At 41.9% G+C, this 25,031-nt stretch carries 28 protein-coding genes and 3 tRNA genes; 11 read left to right on the top strand and 20 right to left on the bottom strand.

Features of this window, described 5'->3' with window-relative positions; all coding sequences use genetic code 11:
• Positions 1-2: 2 nt before the first annotated feature.
• The 4 genes from FET73_RS14005 to FET73_RS13990 are packed head-to-tail and all read left to right on the top strand — an operon-like array spanning position 3 to position 3,969.
• Entirely contained in the window at positions 3-1,103 is a 1,101-nt protein-coding gene (locus FET73_RS14005) for a glycosyltransferase (protein ID WP_154224601.1), read from the top strand.
• The gene (locus FET73_RS14000; protein ID WP_154224600.1) at positions 1,100-2,338 is read left to right on the top strand and encodes an O-antigen ligase family protein; all 1,239 of its coding nucleotides are present in this window, start codon (positions 1,100-1,102) and stop codon (positions 2,336-2,338) included. The genes FET73_RS14005 and FET73_RS14000 overlap by 4 nt, the downstream gene beginning before the upstream one ends.
• On the top strand, positions 2,331-3,098 hold the full coding sequence (locus FET73_RS13995) for a glycosyltransferase family 2 protein (protein WP_154224599.1): 768 nt from the start codon (positions 2,331-2,333) through the stop codon (positions 3,096-3,098). The genes FET73_RS14000 and FET73_RS13995 overlap by 8 nt, the downstream gene beginning before the upstream one ends.
• Positions 3,073-3,969, top strand: a complete 897-nt coding sequence (locus FET73_RS13990; protein ID WP_154224598.1) for a lysophospholipid acyltransferase family protein — start codon at positions 3,073-3,075, stop codon at positions 3,967-3,969. The genes FET73_RS13995 and FET73_RS13990 overlap by 26 nt, the downstream gene beginning before the upstream one ends.
• A gap of 13 nt (positions 3,970-3,982) precedes the next feature.
• On the opposite strand, the gene FET73_RS13985 is transcribed toward FET73_RS13990, so the two are convergent.
• The 13 genes from FET73_RS13985 to pgsA form a co-directional block, all read right to left on the bottom strand.
• Positions 3,983-4,294 (bottom strand): hypothetical protein, encoded by a 312-nt coding sequence (locus FET73_RS13985; protein WP_154224597.1) that lies wholly within the window; start codon positions 4,292-4,294, stop codon positions 3,983-3,985.
• A 309-nt stretch (positions 4,295-4,603) separates the two neighbouring features.
• Complete coding sequence (locus tag FET73_RS13980) at positions 4,604-5,119, bottom strand: helix-turn-helix domain-containing protein (protein ID WP_154224596.1); 516 nt, start codon at positions 5,117-5,119, stop codon at positions 4,604-4,606.
• Between the two features lie 23 nt (positions 5,120-5,142).
• The gene (locus FET73_RS13975) at positions 5,143-5,412 is read right to left on the bottom strand and encodes a hypothetical protein (protein ID WP_154224595.1); all 270 of its coding nucleotides are present in this window, start codon (positions 5,410-5,412) and stop codon (positions 5,143-5,145) included.
• A gap of 273 nt (positions 5,413-5,685) precedes the next feature.
• Positions 5,686-6,150, bottom strand: coding sequence for a hypothetical protein (locus tag FET73_RS13970; protein WP_154224594.1), 465 nt, complete (start codon positions 6,148-6,150; stop codon positions 5,686-5,688).
• The gene (locus FET73_RS13965; protein WP_154224593.1) at positions 6,143-6,454 is read right to left on the bottom strand and encodes a helix-turn-helix domain-containing protein; all 312 of its coding nucleotides are present in this window, start codon (positions 6,452-6,454) and stop codon (positions 6,143-6,145) included. Before FET73_RS13965 ends, FET73_RS13970 begins: the two co-directional genes overlap by 8 nt.
• The gene (locus tag FET73_RS15415; RefSeq protein WP_281347670.1) at positions 6,455-6,580 is read right to left on the bottom strand and encodes a hypothetical protein; all 126 of its coding nucleotides are present in this window, start codon (positions 6,578-6,580) and stop codon (positions 6,455-6,457) included.
• A complete protein-coding gene (locus FET73_RS13960) occupies positions 6,577-6,777 on the bottom strand; it encodes a helix-turn-helix transcriptional regulator (protein ID WP_154224592.1) in 201 nt (66 codons plus the stop codon). Before FET73_RS13960 ends, FET73_RS15415 begins: the two co-directional genes overlap by 4 nt.
• 105 nt (positions 6,778-6,882) lie before the next feature.
• A complete protein-coding gene (locus tag FET73_RS13955) occupies positions 6,883-7,710 on the bottom strand; it encodes a hypothetical protein (RefSeq protein ID WP_154224591.1) in 828 nt (275 codons plus the stop codon).
• 301 nt (positions 7,711-8,011) lie between these two features.
• Positions 8,012-9,292, bottom strand: a complete 1,281-nt coding sequence (locus FET73_RS13950; RefSeq protein WP_179952306.1) for a tyrosine-type recombinase/integrase — start codon at positions 9,290-9,292, stop codon at positions 8,012-8,014.
• Positions 9,293-9,418: 126 nt separating this feature from the next.
• Positions 9,419-9,505: transfer RNA gene (locus FET73_RS13945), tRNA-Leu, on the bottom strand.
• A gap of 211 nt (positions 9,506-9,716) precedes the next feature.
• Positions 9,717-9,790, bottom strand: a tRNA-Cys gene (locus tag FET73_RS13940).
• Positions 9,791-9,900: 110 nt separating this feature from the next.
• Positions 9,901-9,975 (bottom strand) — tRNA-Gly (locus FET73_RS13935).
• Positions 9,976-10,034: 59 nt separating this feature from the next.
• Complete coding sequence (gene pgsA / locus FET73_RS13930) at positions 10,035-10,598, bottom strand: CDP-diacylglycerol--glycerol-3-phosphate 3-phosphatidyltransferase (protein WP_154224589.1); 564 nt, start codon at positions 10,596-10,598, stop codon at positions 10,035-10,037.
• A gap of 129 nt (positions 10,599-10,727) precedes the next feature.
• On the opposite strand from pgsA, the gene FET73_RS13925 reads away from it, so the two are divergent.
• Positions 10,728-11,276 (top strand): RNA polymerase sigma factor, encoded by a 549-nt coding sequence (locus FET73_RS13925; RefSeq protein WP_154224588.1) that lies wholly within the window; start codon positions 10,728-10,730, stop codon positions 11,274-11,276.
• A 3-nt stretch (positions 11,277-11,279) separates the two neighbouring features.
• Positions 11,280-11,663: a DUF6768 family protein gene (locus FET73_RS13920; RefSeq protein ID WP_154224587.1), complete on the top strand. Its 384-nt coding sequence runs from the start codon at positions 11,280-11,282 to the stop codon at positions 11,661-11,663.
• A 38-nt stretch (positions 11,664-11,701) separates the two neighbouring features.
• Here the strand turns inward: FET73_RS13920 and FET73_RS13915 are convergent, their stop codons facing one another.
• On the bottom strand, positions 11,702-13,525 hold the full coding sequence (locus FET73_RS13915; protein ID WP_154224586.1) for an ATP-binding protein: 1,824 nt from the start codon (positions 13,523-13,525) through the stop codon (positions 11,702-11,704).
• On the bottom strand, positions 13,522-14,214 hold the full coding sequence (locus tag FET73_RS13910) for a response regulator (protein ID WP_154224585.1): 693 nt from the start codon (positions 14,212-14,214) through the stop codon (positions 13,522-13,524). The genes FET73_RS13915 and FET73_RS13910 overlap by 4 nt, the downstream gene beginning before the upstream one ends.
• 296 nt (positions 14,215-14,510) lie before the next feature.
• Between FET73_RS13910 and FET73_RS13905 the strand changes: the two genes are divergently transcribed.
• Genes FET73_RS13905 through FET73_RS13895 form a run of 3 tightly spaced genes read left to right on the top strand, consistent with a single transcriptional unit; the run spans position 14,511 to position 18,911 of the window.
• A complete protein-coding gene (locus FET73_RS13905) occupies positions 14,511-16,973 on the top strand; it encodes a penicillin-binding protein 1A (protein ID WP_179952305.1) in 2,463 nt (820 codons plus the stop codon).
• Positions 16,957-17,565, top strand: a complete 609-nt coding sequence (locus FET73_RS13900) for a Maf family protein (RefSeq protein WP_154224583.1) — start codon at positions 16,957-16,959, stop codon at positions 17,563-17,565. Before FET73_RS13905 ends, FET73_RS13900 begins: the two co-directional genes overlap by 17 nt.
• On the top strand, positions 17,562-18,911 hold the full coding sequence (locus FET73_RS13895; protein WP_154224582.1) for a CPBP family glutamic-type intramembrane protease: 1,350 nt from the start codon (positions 17,562-17,564) through the stop codon (positions 18,909-18,911). The genes FET73_RS13900 and FET73_RS13895 overlap by 4 nt, the downstream gene beginning before the upstream one ends.
• On the opposite strand, the gene wrbA is transcribed toward FET73_RS13895, so the two are convergent.
• Together wrbA and arsC are read right to left on the bottom strand one after the other, a co-directional pair.
• Positions 18,898-19,473 carry an NAD(P)H:quinone oxidoreductase gene (gene wrbA / locus FET73_RS13890; protein WP_154224581.1) on the bottom strand — a complete coding sequence of 192 codons (576 nt, stop codon included), beginning with the start codon at positions 19,471-19,473 and terminating at the stop codon, positions 18,898-18,900. The two genes, FET73_RS13895 and wrbA, sit on opposite strands and share 14 nt — an antisense overlap.
• Positions 19,470-19,823, bottom strand: a complete 354-nt coding sequence (arsC, locus tag FET73_RS13885; protein ID WP_154224580.1) for an arsenate reductase (glutaredoxin) — start codon at positions 19,821-19,823, stop codon at positions 19,470-19,472. Before arsC ends, wrbA begins: the two co-directional genes overlap by 4 nt.
• Before the next feature lie 64 nt (positions 19,824-19,887).
• Here arsC and FET73_RS13880 point away from each other — a divergent pair, with 64 nt between their 5' ends.
• Positions 19,888-20,160 (top strand): BolA family protein, encoded by a 273-nt coding sequence (locus tag FET73_RS13880; RefSeq protein WP_154224579.1) that lies wholly within the window; start codon positions 19,888-19,890, stop codon positions 20,158-20,160.
• The gene (locus FET73_RS13875) at positions 20,160-20,957 is read left to right on the top strand and encodes a peptidylprolyl isomerase (RefSeq protein WP_154224578.1); all 798 of its coding nucleotides are present in this window, start codon (positions 20,160-20,162) and stop codon (positions 20,955-20,957) included. Before FET73_RS13880 ends, FET73_RS13875 begins: the two co-directional genes overlap by 1 nt.
• Before the next feature lie 71 nt (positions 20,958-21,028).
• On the opposite strand, the gene rpoD is transcribed toward FET73_RS13875, so the two are convergent.
• The 3 genes from rpoD to FET73_RS13860 are packed head-to-tail and all read right to left on the bottom strand — an operon-like array spanning position 21,029 to position 25,022.
• A complete protein-coding gene (gene rpoD, locus FET73_RS13870) occupies positions 21,029-22,843 on the bottom strand; it encodes an RNA polymerase sigma factor RpoD (RefSeq protein WP_154224577.1) in 1,815 nt (604 codons plus the stop codon).
• Positions 22,844-22,849: 6 nt separating this feature from the next.
• Positions 22,850-24,535, bottom strand: a complete 1,686-nt coding sequence (gene dnaG, locus FET73_RS13865) for a DNA primase (protein ID WP_154224576.1) — start codon at positions 24,533-24,535, stop codon at positions 22,850-22,852.
• Between the two features lie 43 nt (positions 24,536-24,578).
• Entirely contained in the window at positions 24,579-25,022 is a 444-nt protein-coding gene (locus FET73_RS13860; RefSeq protein ID WP_154224575.1) for a GatB/YqeY domain-containing protein, read from the bottom strand.
• Positions 25,023-25,031: the final 9 nt, after the last annotated feature.

Here is a 25,031-nt window from a genome sequence, read left to right as displayed (position 1 = left end):
CCATGTTGCAGCAACCCATTCGGGTGTTACAAATATTGCCTGCTTTGCATGTAGGTGGTGTGGAGCGTGGAACGCTCGACTGGGCTATTGCTTTGAAGCAAATGGGGCATATACCTTTTGTGATATCCGGTGGTGGTCATGGCGAAAAATGCTTGAAACTTAATGGAATCAAACACATCACATTGCCTGTTGGTAAAAAATCTTTAAAGTCTTTGCTTTTGGTGAAGCATTTAAGAAGATTATTTATTGAGTTAAAAATAGATGTTGTTCATGCCCGTTCACGTTTGCCTGCTTGGTTGAGCTATTTGGCGATAAAAAAAATGGCGCATAAACCTGCCTTTGTCACCACCCTTCATGGATTGCATACAGTGTCTCCATACGCCAGTGTGATGTCCAAAGGAGATGCGGTAATAGCTGTATCTAAAACGGCAAGTGCCTATTTAACAAAACACTTTAGCCATCATTTGAAAACGCCACCTGTGGTAATCTATCGTGGGATAGAACACAAAGAGTTTCCTTATGGGTTTCAATCAAGTAAAGATTGGTTAGCCCAAAAGGCACAACAATTCCCAGAACAAATGACCCTAAAGAAAGTGCTCTTACCAGGTAGGTTCAGTGAAATAAAAGGAGGAATGGGATTAATTCCTTGGTTGGCCTCAGCGGATACAAATTTTAGGTTGATGCTTAATGCCTACCCCGAAGAGAGCAAGTTCAGTCGAAAATTCTATGATGCTTTATTAAATGCTGGATTGTCCGAACGTGTGATGTGGCTAGGTATAGAAAGAGACATGAAGCAACTTTATGCATGGACAGATGTGGTTTTGTCGGTCAATAAAAAACCCGAAAGTTTTGGTAGAACAGTATTGGAAGCTTTAAGTATTGGCTGTCCTGTCATTGCTTTTAATCATGGGGGTGTTTCAGAAGTGATGTCTGAACTGTTTCCGCAAGGTTTGGTTTCTGTTAATGACTGGTCAGAGTTGTCTGAAAAAATCAATTTATTTATTCAGGATCCACCAAAGGTGTCTCCTCATGATTTATTTAGTAACACGGAGCAGTTTGAACAAACCCTAACAGTCTACAAAAGGTTGTTAAGCAAAAAATGAACATGCCCAGTGAAATCAAGCGCAAATCAGTCGATACAGACTGGGGTATAAAAACGGTATGTTTTTTGTTGTTTTTGGTTCCTGTTTTATTGCCGTTTGGACGCCTGTATGAGTTGCCGGTGTTATTGTTGTCTGTTTTCGGCTTAATTCATGCAATCAAAGGTCGGCATGAATTGTCTTCAAACCATACCGTAAAACTATTCAGTTCAGTCTATGCTTTGTATTTTTTGTTGATGTTTGTTGCATCAATAGATTCATATTGGCCTGATAAGTCCTGGTTGGTGACATGGGGGTCATTACGATTTTATTTTGCCGGTTTGGCTGTTTTGCTGTTCTGCTCTGAAAGCAAGTATAAAATACATTCAACATTACTGATGTCAATCACGGTATTGATGACATTTTGGTCAGTAGATGCCTTGGTGCAATACCTATTAGGCCATGATCTGTTCGGCATTCAATCATACCCTGGCCGATTGTCTGGTGTTTTTGGAATGAATGTTAAGTTGGGGCCGGTTTTGGCGTTATTTTTGCCTTTTGCTTTGATGTATTTAAAACAAAAATCTCCGTGGTTACGGTGGTTGGTTGTGGCTGTGTTGCTGTTGGTCATTGTATTAAGTGGAACACGTTCTGCTTGGTTGATGGCAGCTTTTGTTATGTTGGCTTTTTGGTGGACTCAAGTTAAAGGTCGTCGATTGGTGTTGATGGTTAAGTCAATGTTGTTTCTCATGGTGGCTACTTTATTATTATGGAAAGTTTCACCAGATTTTAAACAAAGACTGGAGCGCAGCGCAGCAGTCTTTCAAGGTGACAGTGCAGGTCTGGATTTTGCATTGGCTGATAGGTTACCTATATGGCAGACGGCCTGGGAAATGATTAAAGCACACCCTTTGAATGGCGTAGGACCTAGGGCATTTCGCAAAGCTTACCCCGATTATGCAGCTAGCAATGATGTCTGGCTGGCTCAAAATACCCAAGGGTTGCATGCTCACCATTGGTTATTGGAAGTGATGGCAGAAACAGGTGTGTTTGGTTTGTTGCTTTTTTCTGCCATGGCCTTTATCCTTATTCAAATCATGATCAAGCATAAATCAAACCAGTGTTTGTGGGCGCCAGCTGTGGCCTTGGTTGCGGCTTTTTTGCCGGTGGTGTCTTTGTATTCTATCTTTTCTTCATTTTGGTCAATGTGTCTTTGGTGGGTTTTGGTGTTGTTTTTTGTGGCGGTGAAAGATGATTAAAATATCGGCAGTTGTCACCAGCTTTAATTCAGAACAAACCATTAAAAAATGTTTGCAGAGCCTGGCATGGGCAGATGAAATCATTATTTTAGACTCGTTCAGTGAAGATAAAACTTTGGATTTCATTAACGAGTTTAAAGAAACATTTGCCAATAAGGTGCAGTTTCAACAAGTTGAGTTTCAAGGTTTTGCGAAACAAAAGCAAGCCGTGATAGACTTGGCTTCTCATGATTGGGTGCTGTTGTTGGATGATGATGAGTGTTTAACGCCCAAAGCGATAAAAAAAATTAAAACATGGCGGCAGTCTATACCCAAAGCGCATGCTTTTGCTTTGCCCAGAATTGAATGGGTGTTTTGGCATTGGTCTCATCCTTGGGTCAAAAGAAATGAATTCGTCAGGTTGTTTAATAAAAAACATGCTTATATGAGTCAGGACTTGGTTCATGAATCTATTCAAGTGGAAGGTAAAACTAAACGACTTTATGCGCCATTTAAACACTTTAGTGAAACATCAATTCAATTGAAGCTTGATAAAATAAATCAATATTCAGCATTGGCGGCAGAACAAAAATTTCAGAATGGTACTCGTTGTAGTGGGGTGAGGTTGATTTTTTATCCTGTGTTTTACTTTTTCAGACAGTACTTTGTCAGGCGACAAATCTTTAATGGCTTTGCCGGCCTCATCAAAGCCACTTTGAACAGTTATTATGCCTATTTAAAATACGCCAAATTGTATGAGCTTCAAAAAAAGAAAGACTGACTTTTGGGTGATGCTGGCCAAAAGGCTTTGCCAGCTTCCATTGTCGCTTCAGATGCGTGTTGGGCGAACCATGGGACGCCTGTTGTATTGGATACCTAATAAACGAAAAAAAATAGCGCATGCCAATATTAAACACTGCTTCTCTACTCTGGATGCTGCTGAGCAAACTGAATTGTTAAAAGCCAATATGGTGGCCACAGGTCAAGGTGTTTTTGAAATGATGTCAGCTTTGTGGGCGCCGGAAAAATATGTGGCCAATCGCTTTGAAATCAAAGGTTTGGGTCGGCTGAAACAAATGTTGGCTGAAGGTAAGGGTTGTCTGCTATTGAGTTGTCACACCACATCAATAGAATGGGGTATACGTGGCCTTAATCATGCTTTAAAGGCCGCAAATTTACCCGTTGGCCACATGATGGCACGAGCCAATAACAACACGCAATTAGAAGCGCATTTTGTGGTAGCAAGGAAAAAATTTGTTGATCAATTGATTGATAAAAAGGATGTGCGCACTTTACTCAAATCCATTAAATCAGGGCATGGTGTGTATTATGCACCCGACCAAAATTTTTCATACCAGTGTGAATTTATTTCTTTTTTTGAGCGGCCTGCAGCCACTGCCACAGCGCCGGCCAAACTAACCCAAAGTGCCAACATCAAAGCAGTACCCTGGTTTTGTTTCAGAACAGGCCCTGCCCAATGGGTGGTTGAAATTTGTCCAGAGTTGCCGAGCATGGGTTCTTCGGATTACAGCCAAGCATTGACCGAGATGAACCAACTGTTTGAAGAAAAAATAAGACAATATCCAGAACAGTACTTGTGGGTTCATCGGCGTTTTAAAAATCAGCCTGAAGGTGTTGAAGGGATTTATTGAAACTAATACAGCCTTATTCTTGGATGCCGCTGAGGCATCTTGTCAGCAATTTTTTGCTTTGAATCAAGGCATTGAAAAACAGATACAACAGAGCCAGGCTGTTCAATAAGCAAAACACATAAACCAAAGGTTCTGCCCAAATATTGTTCCCCGTATCAATACCATAGCCAACTTCAACCCCTCGCCAAGTCATGCCAAGTAATGCAGGTATCACTGCAAAAGCAAAACACAGCCAAGCTGCTGATTTGATAAAAGCGGTGGTGCGTTGACTCATGGTCAGGCGTCTGGATTGAATGGATTCGAGTTTGGCTTGGTATGGGTTCATTTGAGCTGGGTGTGTCGAATAACAAGAGTGTATCAACTGTATTCGGATGAATCAATTTTAAGTGGGAACTTTATTGAGCTAATAAGGCTGTATTAAGTGTGTTGGAACCAAAGAATGGTGCCGGGAATGGAATCTAACAGCTTTTTAACCCTTTGATTATTATAGAAATATAATTCAATGTAAAAATTGTACCCTCAAATGTACCATCATATATTTTTAGGACTTTTATTTTTAGCACAATTGGCCTGAATATTTTAATGATTTTTTTGAAGAAAATAGTTGGATGTATGAATAACACTTATTTTTTAATTAAGGAGCCATGAATTTTTTTTCTTTTTTGGTTAGGTTTTGATTGGCTTCTTTTGATAGTTTAGTCCAGTCATCAATACTAAGCACGTCAGGCGTCATTAAAACACCAGTGCCTTCAGGTAGCTTATCAACTGTTATTTCAGCTTCAACAGCCTTTCTACTTGCCCACTCCTTTGATTTTCTGTTATTCAGCCAATAGATACAAGCTGTTACATCTGGCGGATAGTGTTTTGTTGTTTCAATCCTTATAACTTCACCACCATTAAGAAATATTTTTTCTTCTGGGTGTTTGAAGCCAATCGCCCGTTCTGCAAGTGCAGTCTCTACTTTGCAATCAAAATAATCCTTGCCCTTTTTTAAGGACTGAAAAAACTCATCATGTTTTTGCTTCCATGTGTTGATTGTTCTTTCATCAACGCCAAAAATATCAGCCAGGTCTTTATCGGTTGCGCCGAGCTTACATATCTGTGATGCTTGTTTTGCAAATTCTGGTTTGTATTTAGTTGGTCTTGCCATTTTCGTTCCTGTTTTGATTATTTTTAACCGTGCTTGTCTATCACTTGATCACAAAATAGGTCGCGAATAAAGTTGATTGTAAATTTAATTAAACTTCTGTATTCATCATGGTGTAAATATTTTTCAAGCGCATCAACACCCAATCCAACGCCATGTGCCAATGCAGTTTTAATATGCACCCAAAACTGGTTGTTAGTCATTGCTAATAATTCAAGTGTGTTTTGATTATCCAAAACGTCATCAATGTTGTTCATGTAATCAAATACTTTGTCTTTTAACTCAGTAGGTGTCATATTTTTCTCAATGTATGTTTCTTTGTTTGTTTTCAAGTCAAGGATGGAAGCGGGGTTGTGATGCCCCGCCATAGCTATTTATATAGTTAGCATCTGACCTTCTATGATTTATTCCATTGGTCAAATTTGGGTTAAATTATTTGGACGTAACAGTTTTTGATAAACCGTTGCTCTCATTGGTTTTTAAGCCTGTTTTTAACAAGGATGCATAGGGTAGCTTTAGGTATAGGTTAGCTATAACTAATACTAAAGATAAAACTGATGCCGTGTAACTCATGTGATTTTTAAACTCCTAATGGTTGAGTAATGCATTTGTGGTGCATACTCTTTTTGTTGATAATCTTTTTTGACAGTATCAACCTGAACCATCAGCGGTTCGCGTTGCATTTTAGTTATGGGTATCTTGTCTGTTCTCAGTACTGGTGAATCAGGAAACAATGAATACCAATCTTTGAGTAAATCGCCACGCGGCTTTGCCACAAACTTACCTTTGATGCCTTGCTTATTAAGTAAGCGTTTCACGTTGTAATACTTAGGTATCACTTTGCCGAAATGTTCGCCCATGTCTGTAATGCTGAACATCATTACCACTTTAGGTACACCAAACAAGTAACCAGTTTTCCAGTTTGTGAGGGTGGCTTCATACCACCCTTTTGGAATCAGCACCAATTCACCGTCAGCGGGGTTATTCAAGTCGTGAGTTGTACAGTTTGGCTTTAGTTTAATTACATTACTCATTGGCATCACCTTTATGACCAAGGTAATGGTAAGTAGCCAAGCCATTCCGTTTCCAGTCTTGGGTTTTGATGAATATATGCCCATCTTCTTTTAATTCAGAAATTCGTTTATTTCCAGAATAAAAGCCCATTGCTTTCATTTGTTCAGAACTAATTGAACCATCACGTTGGGCGGTTTCAAGTATGACTTTCTTTTGGCTTTTACGGCTTTTGCACATCTGCCGAACCTGTTTGCCTGTTGGTGGTGGATTGCTTGGTGGATTACTGGTAGAATTGCCGCCAGTAGTGCTTTCTTTGTTTGACATTTAGATGTCTCCTTTAATCAAGGTTTTAAGAAGTGCAACTCCAAAGCTTTCAACTAACTTTTGAACGGGTCTGTTGATGGCTTTTTTATTGCGTGATACAAAATAAATAAACGGTGGTGTGTTCATATCACTCGCTCATCTTTCTTTGCTTGGATAATCTGATCAATCTCAGATTTTAAGAATCGGGTACTGCGCCCCAACTTGATTGGTGCTGGTAGGGTTCCATCAATTACCCATCGGCGCACCGTGGATTTGTGAATTTGAAAAATAGAGCACAGTTCTTTGGTGCTGTATGCTCTTTCTGTGTTTAACTGCTTTTGCATTTAAGATACTCCATTTGATTTCATTGGAGTTAATTTTAAGTGCCAAGGTTTTAAACTTCAGGTAAGGTTCTCGAATTAAATCAAGGGGTTCACTCCCCAATGTAGTTAATCATCTTCGGCCGGGATGTGGTATTGAGTTTGGCATATCTTATCAACATAGTCGGCGCTTATGCTTATTCCTGAGTTTTTAAAGATTGCAGCTGCAATTTTAGAAATAAATGAGTAGTAAGGTTTGTCTGAGTACCAACGTAAGCGTTCATTAAATATTCTGCAAAAACATTGCAAGTCTGAATTGTTTCCATTTGGTCTTTTTATGATTGGTGCAACTTGAGACATTTTTTTCAGGTTGTCACTTAGCTCAATCAAGATTTCATCAAGTGGTGGTAGGAGGTTATTTATATGCCTGTTAATAACATTCGCTTTTGTGTAAAGGGCTAAATTTATTGGTTTGATTTCTCCAGACCTTTTTATGTTTTCATATAATTGAAATGGGTCATTAACATATGAACCTAGTTCAAATGGTTGGTCATCATCCCTGTATTTTTCTTCAAGAAAAGAATTCATTTTTATAAACCTTGCAAGTTGAATTGCTGATTTTCGTGCATCTTCTATATCTGATTTTGTAGTAGTTGTTTTAGAAATGCCAATAGCAAGTTTAAGACAGCTATCTGCCAGTGATAAAGCTTGTGATATAGTTAAATTCACATTTTTTACTCTCGAAAAGGATTTTGCTATCTTGCTAACATTTTGAATACTGCATTTAGTTAAGTAATATGATAATGCTTGACCTTGTGTATCAATAAAGTCCGAACGTTCCTGTTGTAAGAAATAATCAATATATGACAACCCATCTGAAAACTTATGGGCAAGATTAGGGTTTTCTTTTCCTAAACCATTGGCTAATTTATTTATCTCGTCTAAAACGCTTGTCATCACCCTTTCCCGTGATCTCTTTCAAATATAAACCATGCCAAGGCGGTGAAAGTGTCCGCTGTTCGGTAGCTAACCTATGGCATGGCTGTTTTGCTTATTTATTTTAATCAATGTATATAACAGCTTCAAAACCTTTGTTTTTAATAATGTTTAGTGCAAGTTTGGCATTTGACATTGTAGAGAACCAAGGGCTTCGATGTTCTGTTTTGTTTCTTAGAAACAATACACAATATTTTGTCATGTTTAATACTCCTATTTTATGATTGAAACAAACGGCCACCACATAAGATTTGTGCACGGTTTACATGGTGGTGTTTGCATTTGAATCAGCTGATTGTTTCGTTTTCTTGTGTCCTATTGGCACGATATTAGAACCGTCCGCTTGATCCACAAAATCTGCCCATTGTTGCATCATTTTGGTGCGTTCGGGCATGTACTCGGCTTTGTTGTAGGTGCCGCGAATGGTGTTCTTGTCTTCATGGCTCAATTGTTTTTCTATCCACCGGCTATCAAAGCCCATTTCATTAAGGGTTGTTGATGCCAAGTGGCGGCACCCATGCACTGTATGGCGGCCATTAAAGCCCATTCTATATAGGGCAAACAGCATGGCGTTCTCACTGAAAGGCTGAGTATTTGGTTTATGTGTCGATGCAAACACAAAAGGGTAGTGCCCGGTGATGGGCTGTAATGACTTTAACGCTTCTATGGCCTGTTTAGATAGCGGCACCACATGGTCGCGCTTCATTTTCATTCTGGCCGCTGGTATTGACCATTTACCCGCTTCAAAATCAAACTCATGCCATTGGGCAAAGCGTATTTCGTTTGTGCGTTGGAAAGTATAGAGGGCAATCAATAAGCCTGTTTTTGTGGTGGGTTCTAATGTGAATGTGTTGATGGCGTTTACCAGTTCGGGTAATTCAGATAGATTGATGCTTCTGTGGTTGTTGGCTTTGTGGGTTTTCAATACCTGAGATATACCCTCGGCTGGGTTGCTTTCAATCAGGCCGCTTATTTTTGCAAAAACAAATATGCCGTTGCACCTTTGCCGTATTTTTTTGAGCATTTCCAGTGAGCCGCGTTTTTCTATGCGCCTGAGTGTGGCTAAAAGCTTTTGTGATGTGATGGTGTTGATTGGGTCGGTGCCGATGTATGGAAAGATGTTTTGCTCTAAGGTTTTCAGTACGGCTTTGGTGTGGCGTTCAGTCCATTGTTCTGATTTGCTGTCTATCCATTGTCTGGCGATGGTTTCAAAAGAGTTGGTGCCTTTGGTTTTGGCTGTTTGTTCTTTCTTTTCTTCTGATGGGTCTTTGCCCTCGGCCAATAGCTTTTTAACTTCTTGTGCCAGTTGTCTGGCTTTGGCTAAAGTGATGTGGTCAGCTCCTTTACCAAACACGCCCAAAGCAATGGTTTTTTGTTTGCCTTGGTAGCGATAATTAAGCCGCCAGTATTTAGAGCCATTTGGATGTACCAACAAAAACAAGCCGCCACCATCAAATACTTTGTATTGCTTCTTTTCATGTTTGAGGGCGTTGATGGTGCTGATGTTCAGTTTCATTGTGGTGGTACATTTACGATATACCATCAAATGTACCATCACTTTGTGTGAGTTGTAAAGAATCTTTATGAAACCTTATGCGGTCAAAGGCTTAGATATACGGTGGTTTTGTTGGGGTTTTGATGCTTGTTGAAGTGTGTTGGAACCAAAGAATGGTGCCCGGGAATGGAATCGAACCATCACGGTGTTTCCACCGGGGGATTTTAAGTCCCCTGCGTCTACCAATTTCGCCACCCGGGCTTTTTTGATGTCTCTTTTTTCGTGAGACTGCCAATTACTGCGTCTTTCGCCGCTCAAGCACATGCGTGCATTCGCGGACTCTTTCCTTGTTCTTGACAGCCTCACTGTAAAAGATAACTATCAAAAACTGTTCTGAATTTGACGGTGTCAATTTCAGGTTGCAGATTATATATCCATGTTCTGCATTTTTCATTAACTTTTTTAGAGTTAATGGAGGCTGAACCCGGAATCGAACCGGGGTACACGGATTTGCAATCCGCTGCATCACCACTCTGCCATCCAGCCTTATTTCCAGAGTTATGGGCGAACCATTCTCTCTTTAATATGAATTTAAATCAAGTCCAAACTTTGTGATTTACCACAAAAAAGGGCTGATAAATCAGCCCTTCAATATTTGGAGCGGGAAAGGAGGTTCGAACTCCCGACCCCAACCTTGGCAAGGTTGTGCTCTACCACTGAGCTATTCCCGCGTTGAGGTGGCACATTTTAGCTTGAAAGCTTTTTTTGTCAACAACCTTTTTAAACTTTTTTAAATATTTTCTTCTTTCATCATAGGAACGGCTGCCTTAATGTAAACATACATGCTGTATAAAGTCAGGCCGGCTGCTAAATAGAGCAAAATTTGACCGATGGGGTAAACCGGAATAAACCACAAATCGCTTTGGTACAACAAAAACCCTATGGCGGTCATTTGAAAAACGGTTTTGATTTTTCCAACCATGGCAACGTTGACTGTGGCGCGTTCGCCTAATTCAGCCATCCACTCACGGAGTGCTGAAATGGTGATTTCACGGCCTATGATGACTGCAATGGCAATCATCATCAAAATACTGGGGTCATCTTGTAATAAGATAATAAGGGCTGTGGTTACCGTTAATTTATCAGCTACAGGGTCAAGAAAGGCGCCAAACTTTGAAAATGTTTGGTGTTTTCTTGCAAAGTACCCGTCTAAAAAGTCGGTTATGCTGGCAGCTACAAATACCCAGCAAGCCATGTACCTTGACCATTCGAAGGGCAAGTAAAAGAACAAAATCATCACCGGAATGAGTGCAACTCGAAGGATGGTGAGGATGTTGGGTAAGTGTTTTGTCATGTAAGTGCTTAACTGTCGCTGAGTAAAAGTTGCGGTTATTTTAGCAATCCTAAACTTTGATTGTGGTATTTTTTATCAATAGCTCGTGTTTTTTCCAACCGTTCTTATGTTGTTAGCGTCTTTCATGGTATGAAAACTGAAAAAGTATTTATTGAATTATTGTTGTTGCAGGCACAACAGGGTGATTCATCGGCTTTAGACAAATTGTTGCCGATCGTTCAGCAAAAAATGATGCATTATGCGCGTCGGATAATGAATGAAAATGTAGAGGCTGAAGATTGTGTACAGGATGCGGTTATGGTCTTCTTAAAGCAATTTGTGCGCATTAAAAATACCAAAGCTTTTCATGGTTGGTTATACAAGGTGATTAACAGTCGTTGTTGTGATTATTGGCGTAAATACAAGCATGAGCAGCAAGCGGTCACACCAATTGATGAGCTGGTGGTGCAACCTGTAGAATCCGATTTGACAAGCCAGCCTGTTTTATGTGAGGTGTTTGATGTCAAGGTAGCGATGTCTCGATTATCACCTGTCCAGCGCTCAGTTATTTACTTGTTTTATTTTGAGGGTTTCAAGGTTGTTGAAATTGCTGCCATTCTTGACAAGCCGGCAGGGACAATTAAATCTCACTTATTTGATGCGCGTAAAGCCATTAAAATTTTTTTAAATCAGGAGTAATCTATGAATATTGATCAACAAATCAAACAGGCATTGAATGAAGAAATCAATGCATTTAAGTCAAACAATGACCAAATTGATGCCAACCCTTTTAAGCAAATGAAAGCGGGTTTCAGTGGCAAAATGAAATGGACCTATGTTCTGGTGATTTGTTTTAGCACATTGTTTGCCGTTGGTATGGTTTATTGTGCTTACCAGTTTTATTTGGCACAAGCATTCAAACCTTTATTGGCATGGGGAATCGGGGTTGTCATACTGGCATTATTCACACAAATAAGCAAAATGTGGTATTGGACAGAGTTGGGGCACAACCGCGTGATTCGCGAAGTGAAACTGTTGGAATTGCAAGTCGCCCAATTGACCGATCAGATGAGTAAAAAGTCGTGATAGGGGTCTGGGTTTTAAGTGTCAGACTTTTGTGCCGATTAATTTGATATTTTGCCCTTGATGCGAAATTGAACAGATTTGGGCTTGTTAAGGTTGATTGCAGTAATTTCTGACTGGTGAAAGTCACAAATTAGTTTCACAATGTACAAGCCCAAACCCAAATGTGGTTGTTCTGACTTTTCTTTTCTGAAAGAGGTCAAAGAGTCGAACAGTTGACCCAAGTGCTGTGGCGCTATTTGAGAGCCGCTGTTGGTCACGGTTAAGAGAAAATTGTTGGTTTTATTGTCTTTGGCCGTTCGAATTAAAATATGATCATCAGGGCCAATATAATCTAATGCATTTTGAATTAATTTATCCAACATTTGCGCCAATAAATCTTTAGAAGCCTTCATGTGAATTTCACCTTCATAGGATTCAAACTGAATGACTGGATGGTTGATTCGATAGGCTTCTGTTAATTCTTTTAGGAAACCGTTGATTTCAAAAACTTCCACCTCCGTTTCAGCAATGATTTGTTTTAATTTACTTAAGGCACTGAGTTGGTTGAGGATGAATTTTAACCTGTTGTTGGCGTTTAAAGCGCGTGAAATAAACTCATCTTCAGGCTGCTTCATGTGCAGCACTTCTAACGACGTGTGAACAATGCTGATGGGTGTTTTCATCTCATGCGATAGGCGTCCTCCGAGTTGTTTCAAATAAGCGGTGTATTCGTTGATTCGTCCCAGTAGTTGACTCATCCCTCGAGACAAGTCACCAATCTCGTCACTGCTGTTGATGGCAGGTAGATGGGTGTGGATTTGACCTTGGTCGTCCAAGGCGTTCTGTAGGCTGTGATTGAGCTTTTTAATTCGCCACACCAATAATGCCGCATACAAAAATGAGCCGCCAAGTAACAACAGTGCGGCCAATAAAAGCATGCCCATCACCCGCAGGAAAGTTTGCATCAAGGCGATTTGAGCATCAGCTTGTACCAAGGTGGTTTCTATTTTTCCAAAAGGCAATTCATGGATGATTTGTTGCCCATAAAAAAAACTTTCATCGGTGGCATCTTGATCAAATACCAATTCATAAAGAAATTGACTGAGCCAGTCACTGTCTTTAAGTGTTTGTTTGGCGGGTGTGGTTTGGTATAGCAAACGGCTTTTATGGTCTTTGATGACGACCTGACCATCTGACGGTTTGATGCTTTCTAGAAAACTTTGCCAGCTGCTTGAAGCTTCAAACAAAGGGTGCAAAGTGATTTGCTGGCCCTGTGTGTGGCCATGAGTCAGTGGTGTGAGTGCTTGGTTGTGGTCTATCAAAACCAGTCCGATTCGACTGAGCTGTTGAACAGGTAGCGCCACTTCAACTTGGTAGCCGCCGGCAGTTTCGTGCCAATAAGCTTGTAAAGCACTGGATACGGATGGCGTAAATACTTGTCCTACAGCTTGGCGAGCAATGGTGAGTTTTTTGATGCTGTGCTGATCTGCCAGTGCCAATACAATGCGATCAAGGCTATTGTCAGTGGCCATTTGGGGGCTGTTGTCTTTGCCTTCAATCAGCATGCGCCATTGATCATTTATTTGTGCTATCTTAAATCGCAGTTTGTAATCCACCACATGCCAAGCCAAGGTTTGCCATTCTGCATCATTGCCATCTATCTCACCAGAAGTCAGCTGTTCATAAACCAATCCTTCAATGCCTGCTGGGTTGTTGTTGGCATATTGCACCACACTTTGTTTGATGACATCGGCTTGTTTTTGGGCAGCGACCACCATGCCTTCTTGGTAAGTTTGGTTCAATTGTTTAAAAGCATACCAAGCGAGTAAAGGAAAGCTCAATGAAAGCAAGGCAATGATGCTTATCTGCCAACGAAGTTTCATGGTTTCCAGCGATAGCCCATGCCATGAACGGTGTCAATTTGATCAAATTTGGGGTCAATTTTTTGAAACTTTTTACGAATCCTTTTGATGTGGGAAGTGATGGTGCTGTCATCAACATAAATGTTGGCATCCTGCATTAACTGTTCTCGGGTTTTAACCTGTCCAGGGTGACGAGCAAGGCACAACACCATCCAAAATTCAGTGACCGTTAATTGAACCAATTGTTGCTGCCAAAATATTTGTAAATTATCAGTGAGCATCACCAAATCATGGTGTTGTATTTGTGCCTGTTCCGGCTGTGACATGGCGCTTTGCCGTCTGAAAAGGCTGGCAATTCTGGCCAGTAATTGCGGCATAGAAATGTCTTTACTCAAATAGTCGTCAGCCCCCAGCCGCAAACCAGAAACCACATCGAATTCGTCGTCACGTGCAGTGAGCATCAAAATAGGCAGGGTAGGTGACGCGTGTCGTAATTGTCTACACAATTCAAAACCGGCATCTGGGTTTTGGCCTAAACCCACATCTAGGATTACCAAATCGGGTAATTTTTGTTGAAAAAATTGCCATGCATCGGAATCATTTGAAAAACCGATGGTCTTAAAGCCATGGTTTTCAAGCGTGGCTCGGTAGTTGCTCAATAAGTCGGCTTCATCTTCTACGATGGCTATGGTTTTATTTGTAGTGGTCATTTGTCAATTATGATTACATTGCACACGAGGGGCGCTTGTTAACTTAGATTCATTGTATAATGAGACCTCTGTATAAATCGTGAATCATGTAAAAAGGTTTGAAAATCCAAATTTCAGCGTTAGAAAACTTATCAATAGCCAGCTATTACTTGCGTTTCTTGCCTTGAACTTTGAATTTTTAATTCAATTTTCCAAACACCCAGACTTATGCAGAGGTCTCATAATGCTTGGTTCAATAATATAACACTATATAGACTGGTAATAACATGCGGAAGTTGCTTAAATTTTTTTGGTTCATGACAAAGTTGGGATTGTTTTTTGGGGTTCTCGGTTTGGCAATGGTTTACGGTCTTTATAAACATTATGAGCCTGAACTTCCTTCTGTAGAGGCAATCAAAGAATACAAATTGCAGGTGCCTTTGCGGGTTTATTCTAAAGACGGCAAATTAATATCAGTTTTTGGCACCAAGCGACGCATCCCGGCTAAAATCGAAGAGATTCCCTTGAAATTAAAGCAGGCCTATCTGGCGGCTGAAGACTCTGGTTTTTATTCACATTACGGTTTTGATGTCAAAGGCATACTGCGTGCAGTGTGGCAAATTGTCACTACAGGTAAAAAGCAAGGCGGTGGTTCAACCATCACCCAACAGTTAACGCGAAACGTGTTTTTAACTTTGGATCAAACTTGGACACGAAAAATCAAAGAGCTGTTCTTGGCAGTCAAGTTAGAGCGAACCATCTCCAAGGATGAGATTCTAGAGTTGTACTTAAATAAAATTGCTTTAGGTCACCGCTCTTATGGTGTGGCAGCAGCAGCTGAAGTTTATTATGGCAAAACATTAGATGAGTTAACGTTGGCTGAAATGGCCATGTTGGCAGCACCACCCAAAGCGCCGTCTCGGATTAATCCAGTGACCAGCCCAGAGCGAGCCCTACAGCGTCGTGACTATGTATTGGGACGGATGTTGGATTTACAGTTCATTACTCAGGCTGAATATGATGAGGCCATCAAGGCCGAAGATGAGGCTTATGTGCACCAACCTGTGGTTGAATTGACTGCGCCTTGGGTGGCTGAAATGGTGCGTACAGAAATGGTAGCGCGTTATGGGGATGATGCTTATACCGACGGCTATTCTGTTTACACCACCATTGATTCTGAAAAACAGTTGGCCGCAGAAGTGGCGGTAAAGAAGGGTTTGCATGCCTATGATCGCCGACATGGTTACCGTGGTGCGGTGGCTCATCACGACCTTGGGGAAGGGGTCGATTTAGAGCTCATAACTGAAAAACTGGCCTCTTACCCTAAGCCGGGTGGTTTGGAGGCGGCATTGGTTCTCGAAATAGAAGACGAGTGGGCGATGGTTCGCTTGGGTGATGGCCAAGATGCCGAATTGACTTTTGAAAGCAGTAAGTGGGCAGTGCCATTTATAGATAACAGGCGTGTTGGTGACAAGCCCAAAGCCATGTCTGATATCATGTCGGTGGGTGATGTGGTGATGGTTAAAAGAAATGATGAAGGTGCATTTGAGCTGAGTCAAATTCCAAAAGTCCAAGGTGCTTTGGTCAGTTTGAACCCTGATGATGGTGGGCTGTATGCTTTGATTGGTGGTTATGATTATTTCATGAGCAAGTTCAACCGAGCCACACAAGCCAAAAGACAACCTGGCTCAGGCTTCAAACCCATCATTTACTCGGGTGCTTTAGACCATGGCCTAAATGCAGCAAGTATCATCAATGATGCACCGATTGTTTTTGAAGACAGCAGTTTGGAGCGCACATGGCGTCCTGAAAATTACAGTGAAAAATTCTTTGGCCCAACACGTTTACGAGAAGGTATCGTCAAGTCACGCAACTTGGTGTCTATTAGGGTGTTGCAGCGAATGGGCGTGCGCAATGGTCGAGATCATATTTTGAAGTTTGGCTTCAATGGCGATGATGTACCTGCTAATTTATCAATCTCGCTGGGAACGCCGAATGTACCCGTAATTGATATGAGTAAAGCCTATGCGGTTTTTGCCAATGGTGGTTATGCGGTTGAACCCTATCTGATAGAACAGGTGTTTGATCAAAGTGGTGCGCTGGTTTATCAGCATCGTGGTGTTGAGGTTTGTGAAACGTGTCCAGAAGTTTCTCTTGAAGCCTACAATGCAGATGTGACCATGATGGCTGAAATCAAGGCAGATGCAGAGGTGGGTTTGATTGATCACAGCGCTGATGATATTGACAGTGATGACTTACTACCTGAGCTGGCAGTCCCAGAAACAGTGGAATTAAGCGATGATGTGCTTGCCGCTCCCAGGGCCATTTCAGCCGAAAACCAGTTCATCATTGAATCATTTATGAAAGATGTAGTGACACGGGGCACAGGTGTCAAGGCGATGGCGTTAGAACGCCGTGATCTGGCAGGTAAAACGGGCACAGCAAATGAACAAAGGGACACCTGGTTTAATGGTTATCAACGCCAAGTGGTGACAAATGTTTGGGTTGGTTTTGATTCTCCAGAAACCTTAGGTCGTGGTGAAGTGGGCGGTCGAGTGGCTTTACCTATTTGGATAGACTATATGCGAGTGGCTTTGAAAGATGTGCCAGAGTGGCAAAGACCTTTGCCTCCTGGTATTGTGCAGGCGCCTGTAGATAAAACCACCGGTGCCTTGGTTAAGCGAGGATCGCCCAACAGCGTGATTGAGTACTTTAAGGCGGGAGAGTTGCCCGAAGAACAAGCGACAGAAGAACAAACAGATTATGACGATTTGTTCTGATGAACAAGCTGCTGTTCTGGATTTGATACTGGCGTCAACATCTCCATACAGGCGTCAACAGTTGACCCAGTTTGGCTTGTCATTTTCTGTTAGAGACTCGGCGGTTGATGAGGTTTGTTTAGATGATGAGCCACCCGTAGCGTTTGCCTTACGCATGGCAAAAAACAAGGCAGAAGCTGTGGCAAGTGACTTTCCGGATGCATGGGTGATAGGTGCCGATCAGGTTTGCGAATTTGAAAATCAAATCATAAGAAAACCTGGTAACCACCTGCGGGCATCTCAACAATTGGCCAATTTTTCAGGCAAAACCGTCTTGTTTCACAGCGCTTTGAGTGTTGTTCATTTGGCTTCTGGTGGCTGTATCAGCAGCAATACTCTGACTAAAGTCTGTTTTAAAAATAATTCGCAGGCAGTGATTGAGCACTATTTACACCTTGATCAACCTTATGACTGTGCGGGTTCTTTTAAAATAGAATCTCAAGGTTTACGATTAATGCATTCAGTAGAATCAACAGATCCTAGTGCTTTGGTGGGTTTGCCTTTGATTGCATTGTGTTCCGCTTTGACAACACTCGGGTATCCAAAACTGTGAGTGTTAGGCGATATATTTTATTGTTACTGGCCTCTGTACTGGTTTGGGTGTTTGCACATGATTATGCGGCTCTTCACATCAATAACAGGATTGACAGTCAATTATCAAAAGCCCAAGCCGGTGATCTGAATTTCAGTTGGGATGTTAAACAAACAGGCCAACGGGTCACTGTTTTCGGCAGTCAATTTGATGGGCAATACTTCTCAGGTAAGCAAGCAGCAGTTTCTTTAAAAATGCCTGCTTGGCCACTAATTCCGCTTTATTATCAAGATTTATCAGTCGCTATAGAGACTGATCCTGCCGCAAAATTCACCATGGCTTTGGAGACGTCTGATCCTGATGCTGGGTTGTTTTATACCGCGAAAGTTGATTTACAGCCAGGCGCTCATCAATTGCTGTTATCAGAACTGGATTGGCAGACATCTTCGGGTGATTTGGTCAATTGGGTGGCCATACCCAAGGCATCAACTTGGGTGGTGCGGCTTTTTTCTCGTCAAGAGTTGAAATGGGATATTAAATCATTGTCTTTGAATCAAACGGAAGCTTTTGGTTCGAATCAATGGCTTGCAGCTAATTGCGGGCAATGGCATCAAAAAGGGCAATGGCTGGTGTTTTGTCCAAGCAGTAATGAAATGGTACAAATTGACCATCAAGTTAACCAGAAATCAACCACCCAGCAGATCAAATTTGAAACGTTGGTTTCTTTATCTCCGTGGTTATTGTTGCTGCTGGTGGCTTTGTTGTTGGTTCTGGTGTTTTGGGGTTTGTGGGCTGCACAATTGACAGGAATAATGACTTTAAGTGTCGCTGCTTTGTTGTTGTATGTGCCTTTGGATGATGCCACATGGTTGGGTTACAAGTGGATGTCTGTGATGTTGCCAGTATTGTTATTTGTGGTTTATATAAATCGAGGTATGTGGCAGCTCAGTCAAAAAGGCAGTTTAAGAACATGGATGTTTGTTGTTGTCTTAGCTGGCTTCTTATGGTCACAAAGTGATTTTCAATGGTCGTTTTTAAACATGATGCCGGGATACTTGTTATGGGCAGGTTTTCAACAGAGTTTGATGGTCAGTTTGTTTGAGTGGGTTCGTAAACACAATCACCAGTCCATGGGTGTAATGGGCCTGTCAGTTTTTGTGGCTTGGTGTTTTGCAGTCATTCATTTGCCCAATCATTATTTAATGGTGCTGACTTTTGCGGCAGGGTTGTTTTGGATGTGGGTTTGGCAAAAGCAAAAAAACTTGATACTTATGGTATTTTCACATGCACTTTGGGCATTGTTGCTTTATCAGTGGGTGGGCGAAACCTGGCTGTATTCCGCCCGTGTGGGGTTTAATTTTCTTTGAGCTTTGAGGCCAATTGAGCCGTTCTTTTGCCTTGTGCAATGCACAGCTGTTTTTCATTGGAGTCTATGGCCCTGTTGGATTCAAATTCAGTCCAATGGGTGGCGCCATAAGGTGAGCCGCCTGATGTGGTGTAGAGCAGTGATTTTTCAGAATAGGGTAAGCCAACCATGATCATGCCGTAATGCATGAGTGGAATCATCATGTTGATGAGGGTGGTTTCTTGACCGCCGTGTAATGAAGAGCCTGTGGTAAATACACCTGCTGGCTTTCCTTCCATTGCACCAGAAAACCAAAGGTTGCCAGTGGAGTCGATAAACCGTTTCAAAGGGGATGCCATGTTGCCAAAGTAACACGGGCTGCCTAGAATCAATGCAGCACAATCTTTCATATCTTGTTCTGAAACGATGGGGTCTTGTGGTTCGGGTGCACCATCAAGATCAGATTCGACAGTTCTGATAATCGCATGACAACCGTCAACTGATTCAACCCCACGCGCAATCAAGCGGGCCATTTTTTGTGTGTTGCCGCGTTTGGAATAATAAACAATCAGCACTTGGCTCATGACAAGATTTCCAAAACACTTTCAGGTGGTCTACCGATTCTGGCTTGACCGTTGGCCAAGACTATTGGGCGTTCAATCACTTTAGGAAATTGGTGCATCATGGCTATCAGCTCATCATCAGTAAGTGCTTCATTTGAAAAGTTGTTGTCTTTGTATTCAGCCTCACCTTTTCGCATCAACTGTCTGGGTCCCATGTCCAAAGCTTTGAGTACCAGCTTGATGTCATCAATGCTGGGCGCATCTTCTAAATATTTAATGATGGTTGGCTTCAAGCCTTGTTCTTCAAGGATTGCCAGTGTGGCTCGAGATTTTGAACAGCGTGGGTTGTGATAGATTACAATTTCACTCATGGCTAAGGTCAGCATAAAAACCAGCATTTTACGCTATAATGCCTTTTTTGTCAGTTTGTGAATCATGCATAAAGAAACCTGTGAGCGTATAGAAGCGCTGTTACAAAGCTTATCCCCAACATCAGTACAAGTCACCGATAACAGTCACCTCCATGTGGGACATGAAGGTGCTAAGGATGGGGGTGGTCATTTTGCGGTCACTGTGGTGGCAGATGTCTTTAATGGTCTGTTGAAAATTAAGCGCCACAGAATGGTATATCAAGCAGTTAACGAATTGTTTGAGTCAGGTGCCATTCATGCCTTAGAAGTTGAAGCTGTCACACATGAGGAGGTCTAATGAAGCGTGTTGTTTTAATGGCATTGTGCTTGGCTGGATGTACTGAAAAGAGCGGCACTGTGAATGATTCCTCTGAGGTGTTGGCTGTGGTTGGAGATATTCCTGTCACTGCAAATGTAATGGACGTGGCTTTGAAAAGCCGAGGTCTGGTGCAAGCCGGGCCAGCTGAAAAACAGGCCGTTTTTGATGAACTAATCAGAGAAGCGGCGATGGCAAACCAAGCTGTAAAATCTGCTTTGCCCCTGAATGCAGAGCAGTTGGCATTGTTGCAATACCAACAAATGAAATACCAAGCACACAATGCCCTGGAGTCGTACTTGAAAAAAAATCCAGTGACTGATGCTGACATTGCGGCTGAGTATGAAAAAGTGATCAAAGCCACCAAAGGGCTGCAGTTTCATGTCCAACATTTGTTATTTAAGGATGAAGTTGAGGCTGTGAAGGTTCTGGATGGGATAAATGGCAATGACTATTCATTTGAACAGGCGATGACATCTTATGTGGCTGCGAGGCCAAATGTCAGGAATGTTGGTGATATTGGATGGGTGAATTTACAGCAAATGCCAGAACCTTTGCGTTTGGCTTTGGAGCAAATGTCAGTGGGTCAATTATATCCAGAAGTGGTGTTGAGCGATTTTGGTGCGCACGTACTCTATTTGAAGGACAAAAAAACAGTGGAGCCGCCCAGCTTGGCTGAAGCCAGTGCGGGGATTAAGAAAACATTGGAACAGCGGTTGAAGTCTAAGTTCACTCAGCTGGCCACTGCAAAGGCCAAGGTCAAGGTTTTGAAACAGTAAACGCCAGCAGTTTTAAGAAACAAAAAAACCAGCAAAAAAGCTGGTTTTTTTGTTTCTATTTCTTGGCAATATCAGCCCAAATCCATAAAGCTTCGGAGCTGTTCCGAACGACTTGGGTGTCTGAGCTTTCGTAAAGCTTTGGCTTCAATTTGACGGATACGTTCGCGGGTCACGTCGAATTGTTTGCCCACTTCTTCTAGCGTGTGGTCGGTGTTCATGTCGATACCGAAGCGCATACGCAATACTTTGGCTTCACGAGGTGTCAAACCTGACAATAAGTTAGTAACCGTATTGGTCAAGCCGTTAGCCGTGGTTGATTCCAGTGGTGACAAAATGTTACCGTCTTCAATGAAATCGCCCAAACTTGAATCTTCATCATCACCAATAGGTGTTTCCATTGAAATAGGTTGTTTGGCGATTTTAATCACTTTGCGTACTTTGCCCACTGGCATTTCCATCACTTCTGAAATTTCTTCAGGTGTTGCTTCACGCCCCAATTCTTGTAGTAACTGACGAGAAACACGGTTTAACTTATTGATGGTTTCAATCATGTGCACAGGAATACGAATGGTTCTGGCTTGATCAGCGATAGAACGCGTGATGGCCTGTCTGATCCACCATGTGGCATAAGTTGAAAATTTGTAACCACGTCGATATTCAAATTTTTCTACAGCTTTCATTAAACCAATGTTACCTTCTTGAATTAAATCTAAGAATTGCAGGCCGCGATTGGTGTATTTTTTGGCAATAGAAATAACCAAACGCAAGTTGGCTTCAATCATTTCTTTCTTGGCGCGTCGAGATTTGGCTTCATTGACAGTTACGGTTCTGTTGATGGCTTTGATTTCTTTGATGGTTAAATCAAAACTTGTTTCAACGCGTTGTAACTTCTTCTGAAGTCCAATCACTTCATCCTTATAAATTTCTAGAACCGTGGCTTTGGCACTGTCTTTGGCAATCATGTCATCCATGAAGTTTTCATCAGTTTCGCGGTTCATGAATCCACGGATGAATTCACGGCGAAGCATCTTGCACTCTCGGACACAAATATCAAGGATGCGCCGTTCAATTCTGCGCACCACTTCTTGCACTTCTTTGATGTCATCAACGATGTCTGTCATGGTGACAGGTGCAAATTTGAATTCGACCAAGATTTCAGAGATTTGTACCATGAAATTTTTCTGTTTCTTTTCACCGATACCGTCTTTTTCTACTGATGCCAAAAATTTGTTGAACAATTTACGCACGGCTTCAATGCGCTTGGTGACTTCATCAAACTGTAATGAAGTGTCAACTTCTTCCTCTTCTTCTTCGTCTTCGTCAACAGGATCTGTTGGTTTTTTAACCTTAGGAATGATGGCTTCAGCATGTGGGTCATAGATGTCAGTGACAAAATGTTCCTTTTTCAATGTTTCGTCCAATACATCTTGGTAATATTCCAAAATGGTGCGGATAGACTTGGGGAACAGGTAACTGGCTTCCATAATCAAGTGGTCACACTTCTCGATTCGCTTGGCAATGGCAATTTCATCTTTGCGCTCAAGTAACTCAACCGAGCCCATTTCACGCATGTACATGCGAACAGGGTCAGTGGTACGACCGATACTGGGGTCAACGGCTGAAAGTACGGCCACAGCTTCTTCTGTGGCTGTGTCATCGTCTTCCTTGGCAGTTGAGTCATTCAAAATGATGCTGTCTTCTTCAGGGGCTTCATCCAATACTTGAATGCCCATGTCGTTGATCATTTGAATGATGTCTTCAACCGAATCTGTTTCTACAATGTCATCAGGCAAATGGTCATTGACTTCTGCGTAGGTCAGGTATCCTTGTTCTTTGCCTTTTAAAATCAAAAGTTTGATTTGTGATGTTTGTTGATCTGTCGCCATATTGTATTAATTCACTTTGGTGGTCAATAAGTTAACCAGTTGTTGTTTTTCTTCAATTGTTAGCCCAGACTGCATTTGTTTCTCGCGCAGGGCGTCAATTTCTTTTTGTTGCGCTTTTTTAAGCAAGTGGTTCATCAAGTCCTTGAACTCTAATGTTTTTTGATCATTATCCAAGTGGTCATAGTGTTTGGATAATGGTGCCAAATGTTGAAAGAATGAGTCATTCCGGAAATGCTCAATCAAAGCCGCTGTGCTTATGTGGGGCTGACTTTGACAAATTTCAACGATTCTGTCAATTATTTCAACACCTTTAAACTGAAAAGCATGTAAATCAAGTGCCTCAGGAATAAGTTTGTGCAGTGTTGGCAGGTTGACCAATAGACTGATGATTTTTTTAACAGGCGATTGGCTGCTTTCTTGTTGTCTTTTGGTTTTGGCCTGAGCTTGTTTTTTGAATTGGTGTTGAGTGAGGGATTCTATTTTATTGGTCATCATTTGCCTGAAAGCGCCTTTGGGCAGTCTGTTCAAGGGTTCTTGTGCTTTGTGAAACAATTGAGCTTGCCCGTCAATGGTATCTGTTGCTATGCCAGTACTGATGTGTTCTATTAAAAATTCAGACAATGGTTTGGCTTGGTCGCACAATTCACGGAAGGCCTGTTCACCTTTTTCAAAAATATAACTGTCTGGATCTTGTCCGTCCGGTAGAAACAGAAAGCTGATGGTTTTGTGGTCCAAATATTGAGGCAGAGCGGTTTCCAAGGCTTTGGCTGCTGCTTGTTTTCCCGCGCGGTCACCATCGAAACAAAAAATGATTTTGTCCCAAACTTTAAACAGGTTTTGGATGTGTTGGGCTGAAGTGGCGGTGCCGAGTGTGGCAACGGCATTTTTTACGCCATTTTCGAACAGGGCGACGACATCCATATAGCCTTCAACCACCAGGATAAAGTTATCATCACTGTGTTTTCTGGCCAAATGAAAGGCATACAGTTCATTGCCTTTGTGAAATAATGGTGTTTCTGGTGAGTTGAGGTATTTGGGCTTTTGGTCAGGCTCAATAGCGCGGCCGCCAAATGCAATCACACGACCTCTGCGGTCATGGATGGGAAACATCAATCGGTGCCGAAATTTGTCGTAGACTTTGCCGGAATCATTGTGTGTGGTCAGTCCAGCTTGTGCCAGTAAATCATGTTCTTGAAAGTCGAATCGTTTCATGATTCCATCCCAAGCATCTTTGGCATAACCTATTTGAAATGTTTGGGCGGTTTGCCCTGAAATACCACGTTTTTTTAAATAAGAGATGGTGGGTTCATTGTCTTTCAGTTGGTGCTGAAAAATTCTGGCAGCTTTTTCGGTGATTGCATACAGGTTTCTGCTGATTTTGGGCTTGTTGCTCTTGGCCAGGGGCACTTCCATGCCGGCCATTTGAGCCAAGTCTTTGACGGCGTCAACAAAGTCCAATCCTTCATATTCCATCAAAAACCCAATCGCACTGCCATTTTTACCACAGCCGAAACAGTGGAAAAATTGTTTTTGTTGGCTGACGGTGAACGAAGGGGAGTTTTCGTTATGGAAAGGACACAAGCCTGAATAATCTTTGCCTGCCTTTTTTAATGACACACGCGGGGAAATCACATCGTATATATCGACGCGATTTATCAGATCGTCTATGAATTCATTCGGTATGGATGCCATTGCACACAATCAGTCCAAAGGGTGATTTTACAACAGCAGACAATTATGACAACAAAGATTTTACAGTTTGACTGACCACGCCCATATCGGCTTGACCTGCTATTTGTGCTTTGGCCAATCCCATGACTTTGCCCATGTCTTGCATGCCGTTGGCGCCAGACTCATTGATGATGGCTTGAACGATGTCATTGATGGCATCTTGACTGAGCTGTTCTGGTAAGTAGTCTTCTAAAACAGCGATTTCAGCCAATTCGATGGTTTCCAGATCTTCACGGCCTGCATCCTTGTATTGAACAGCAGCATCCTTGCGCTGTTTGATCATTTTACCAACGATGGATAAGATTTCTTGTTCACTCAACTCTTTGCGTTCGTCAACCTCTACTTGTTTAATGGCGGCTGTGAACATACGCAAGGTGCCAACTTTGGCTTTGTCCTTGGCTTTCATGGCTGTTTTCATATCAGCCATCACTTGAGCTTTTAAAGTCATCTTAAATCC

It is taken from the genome of Marinicella rhabdoformis (assembly GCF_009671245.1).
Classification (GTDB): Bacteria; Pseudomonadota; Gammaproteobacteria; order Xanthomonadales; family Marinicellaceae; genus Marinicella; species Marinicella rhabdoformis.
The sequence above is the reverse complement of the archived record's forward strand: the minus strand, read 5'-3'. Positions and strand labels throughout refer to the sequence as shown.

Excerpts from the sequence above, each read along its gene's own strand:
- FET73_RS14005 (WP_154224601.1), top strand. The coding sequence starts at position 3 with ATGTTGCAGCAACCCATTCGGGTGTTACAAATATTGCCTGCTTTGCAT.
- FET73_RS14000 (WP_154224600.1), top strand. The coding sequence starts at position 1,100 with ATGAACATGCCCAGTGAAATCAAGCGCAAATCAGTCGATACAGACTGG.
- FET73_RS13995 (WP_154224599.1), top strand. The coding sequence starts at position 2,331 with ATGATTAAAATATCGGCAGTTGTCACCAGCTTTAATTCAGAACAAACC.
- FET73_RS13990 (WP_154224598.1), top strand. The coding sequence starts at position 3,073 with ATGAGCTTCAAAAAAAGAAAGACTGACTTTTGGGTGATGCTGGCCAAA.
- FET73_RS13985 (WP_154224597.1), bottom strand. The coding sequence starts at position 4,294 with ATGAACCCATACCAAGCCAAACTCGAATCCATTCAATCCAGACGCCTG.
- FET73_RS13980 (WP_154224596.1), bottom strand. The coding sequence starts at position 5,119 with ATGGCAAGACCAACTAAATACAAACCAGAATTTGCAAAACAAGCATCA.
- FET73_RS13975 (WP_154224595.1), bottom strand. The coding sequence starts at position 5,412 with ATGACACCTACTGAGTTAAAAGACAAAGTATTTGATTACATGAACAAC.
- FET73_RS13970 (WP_154224594.1), bottom strand. The coding sequence starts at position 6,150 with ATGAGTAATGTAATTAAACTAAAGCCAAACTGTACAACTCACGACTTG.
- FET73_RS13965 (WP_154224593.1), bottom strand. The coding sequence starts at position 6,454 with ATGTCAAACAAAGAAAGCACTACTGGCGGCAATTCTACCAGTAATCCA.
- FET73_RS15415 (WP_281347670.1), bottom strand. The coding sequence starts at position 6,580 with ATGAACACACCACCGTTTATTTATTTTGTATCACGCAATAAAAAAGCC.
- FET73_RS13960 (WP_154224592.1), bottom strand. The coding sequence starts at position 6,777 with ATGCAAAAGCAGTTAAACACAGAAAGAGCATACAGCACCAAAGAACTG.
- FET73_RS13955 (WP_154224591.1), bottom strand. The coding sequence starts at position 7,710 with ATGACAAGCGTTTTAGACGAGATAAATAAATTAGCCAATGGTTTAGGA.
- FET73_RS13950 (WP_179952306.1), bottom strand. The coding sequence starts at position 9,292 with ATGGTATATCGTAAATGTACCACCACAATGAAACTGAACATCAGCACC.
- pgsA (WP_154224589.1), bottom strand. The coding sequence starts at position 10,598 with ATGACAAAACACTTACCCAACATCCTCACCATCCTTCGAGTTGCACTC.
- FET73_RS13925 (WP_154224588.1), top strand. The coding sequence starts at position 10,728 with ATGAAAACTGAAAAAGTATTTATTGAATTATTGTTGTTGCAGGCACAA.
- FET73_RS13920 (WP_154224587.1), top strand. The coding sequence starts at position 11,280 with ATGAATATTGATCAACAAATCAAACAGGCATTGAATGAAGAAATCAAT.
- FET73_RS13915 (WP_154224586.1), bottom strand. The coding sequence starts at position 13,525 with ATGAAACTTCGTTGGCAGATAAGCATCATTGCCTTGCTTTCATTGAGC.
- FET73_RS13910 (WP_154224585.1), bottom strand. The coding sequence starts at position 14,214 with ATGACCACTACAAATAAAACCATAGCCATCGTAGAAGATGAAGCCGAC.
- FET73_RS13905 (WP_179952305.1), top strand. The coding sequence starts at position 14,511 with ATGACAAAGTTGGGATTGTTTTTTGGGGTTCTCGGTTTGGCAATGGTT.
- FET73_RS13900 (WP_154224583.1), top strand. The coding sequence starts at position 16,957 with ATGACGATTTGTTCTGATGAACAAGCTGCTGTTCTGGATTTGATACTG.
- wrbA (WP_154224581.1), bottom strand. The coding sequence starts at position 19,473 with ATGAGCCAAGTGCTGATTGTTTATTATTCCAAACGCGGCAACACACAA.
- arsC (WP_154224580.1), bottom strand. The coding sequence starts at position 19,823 with ATGAGTGAAATTGTAATCTATCACAACCCACGCTGTTCAAAATCTCGA.
- FET73_RS13880 (WP_154224579.1), top strand. The coding sequence starts at position 19,888 with ATGCATAAAGAAACCTGTGAGCGTATAGAAGCGCTGTTACAAAGCTTA.
- FET73_RS13875 (WP_154224578.1), top strand. The coding sequence starts at position 20,160 with ATGAAGCGTGTTGTTTTAATGGCATTGTGCTTGGCTGGATGTACTGAA.
- rpoD (WP_154224577.1), bottom strand. The coding sequence starts at position 22,843 with ATGGCGACAGATCAACAAACATCACAAATCAAACTTTTGATTTTAAAA.
- dnaG (WP_154224576.1), bottom strand. The coding sequence starts at position 24,535 with ATGGCATCCATACCGAATGAATTCATAGACGATCTGATAAATCGCGTC.
- FET73_RS13860 (WP_154224575.1), bottom strand. The coding sequence starts at position 25,022 with ATGACTTTAAAAGCTCAAGTGATGGCTGATATGAAAACAGCCATGAAA.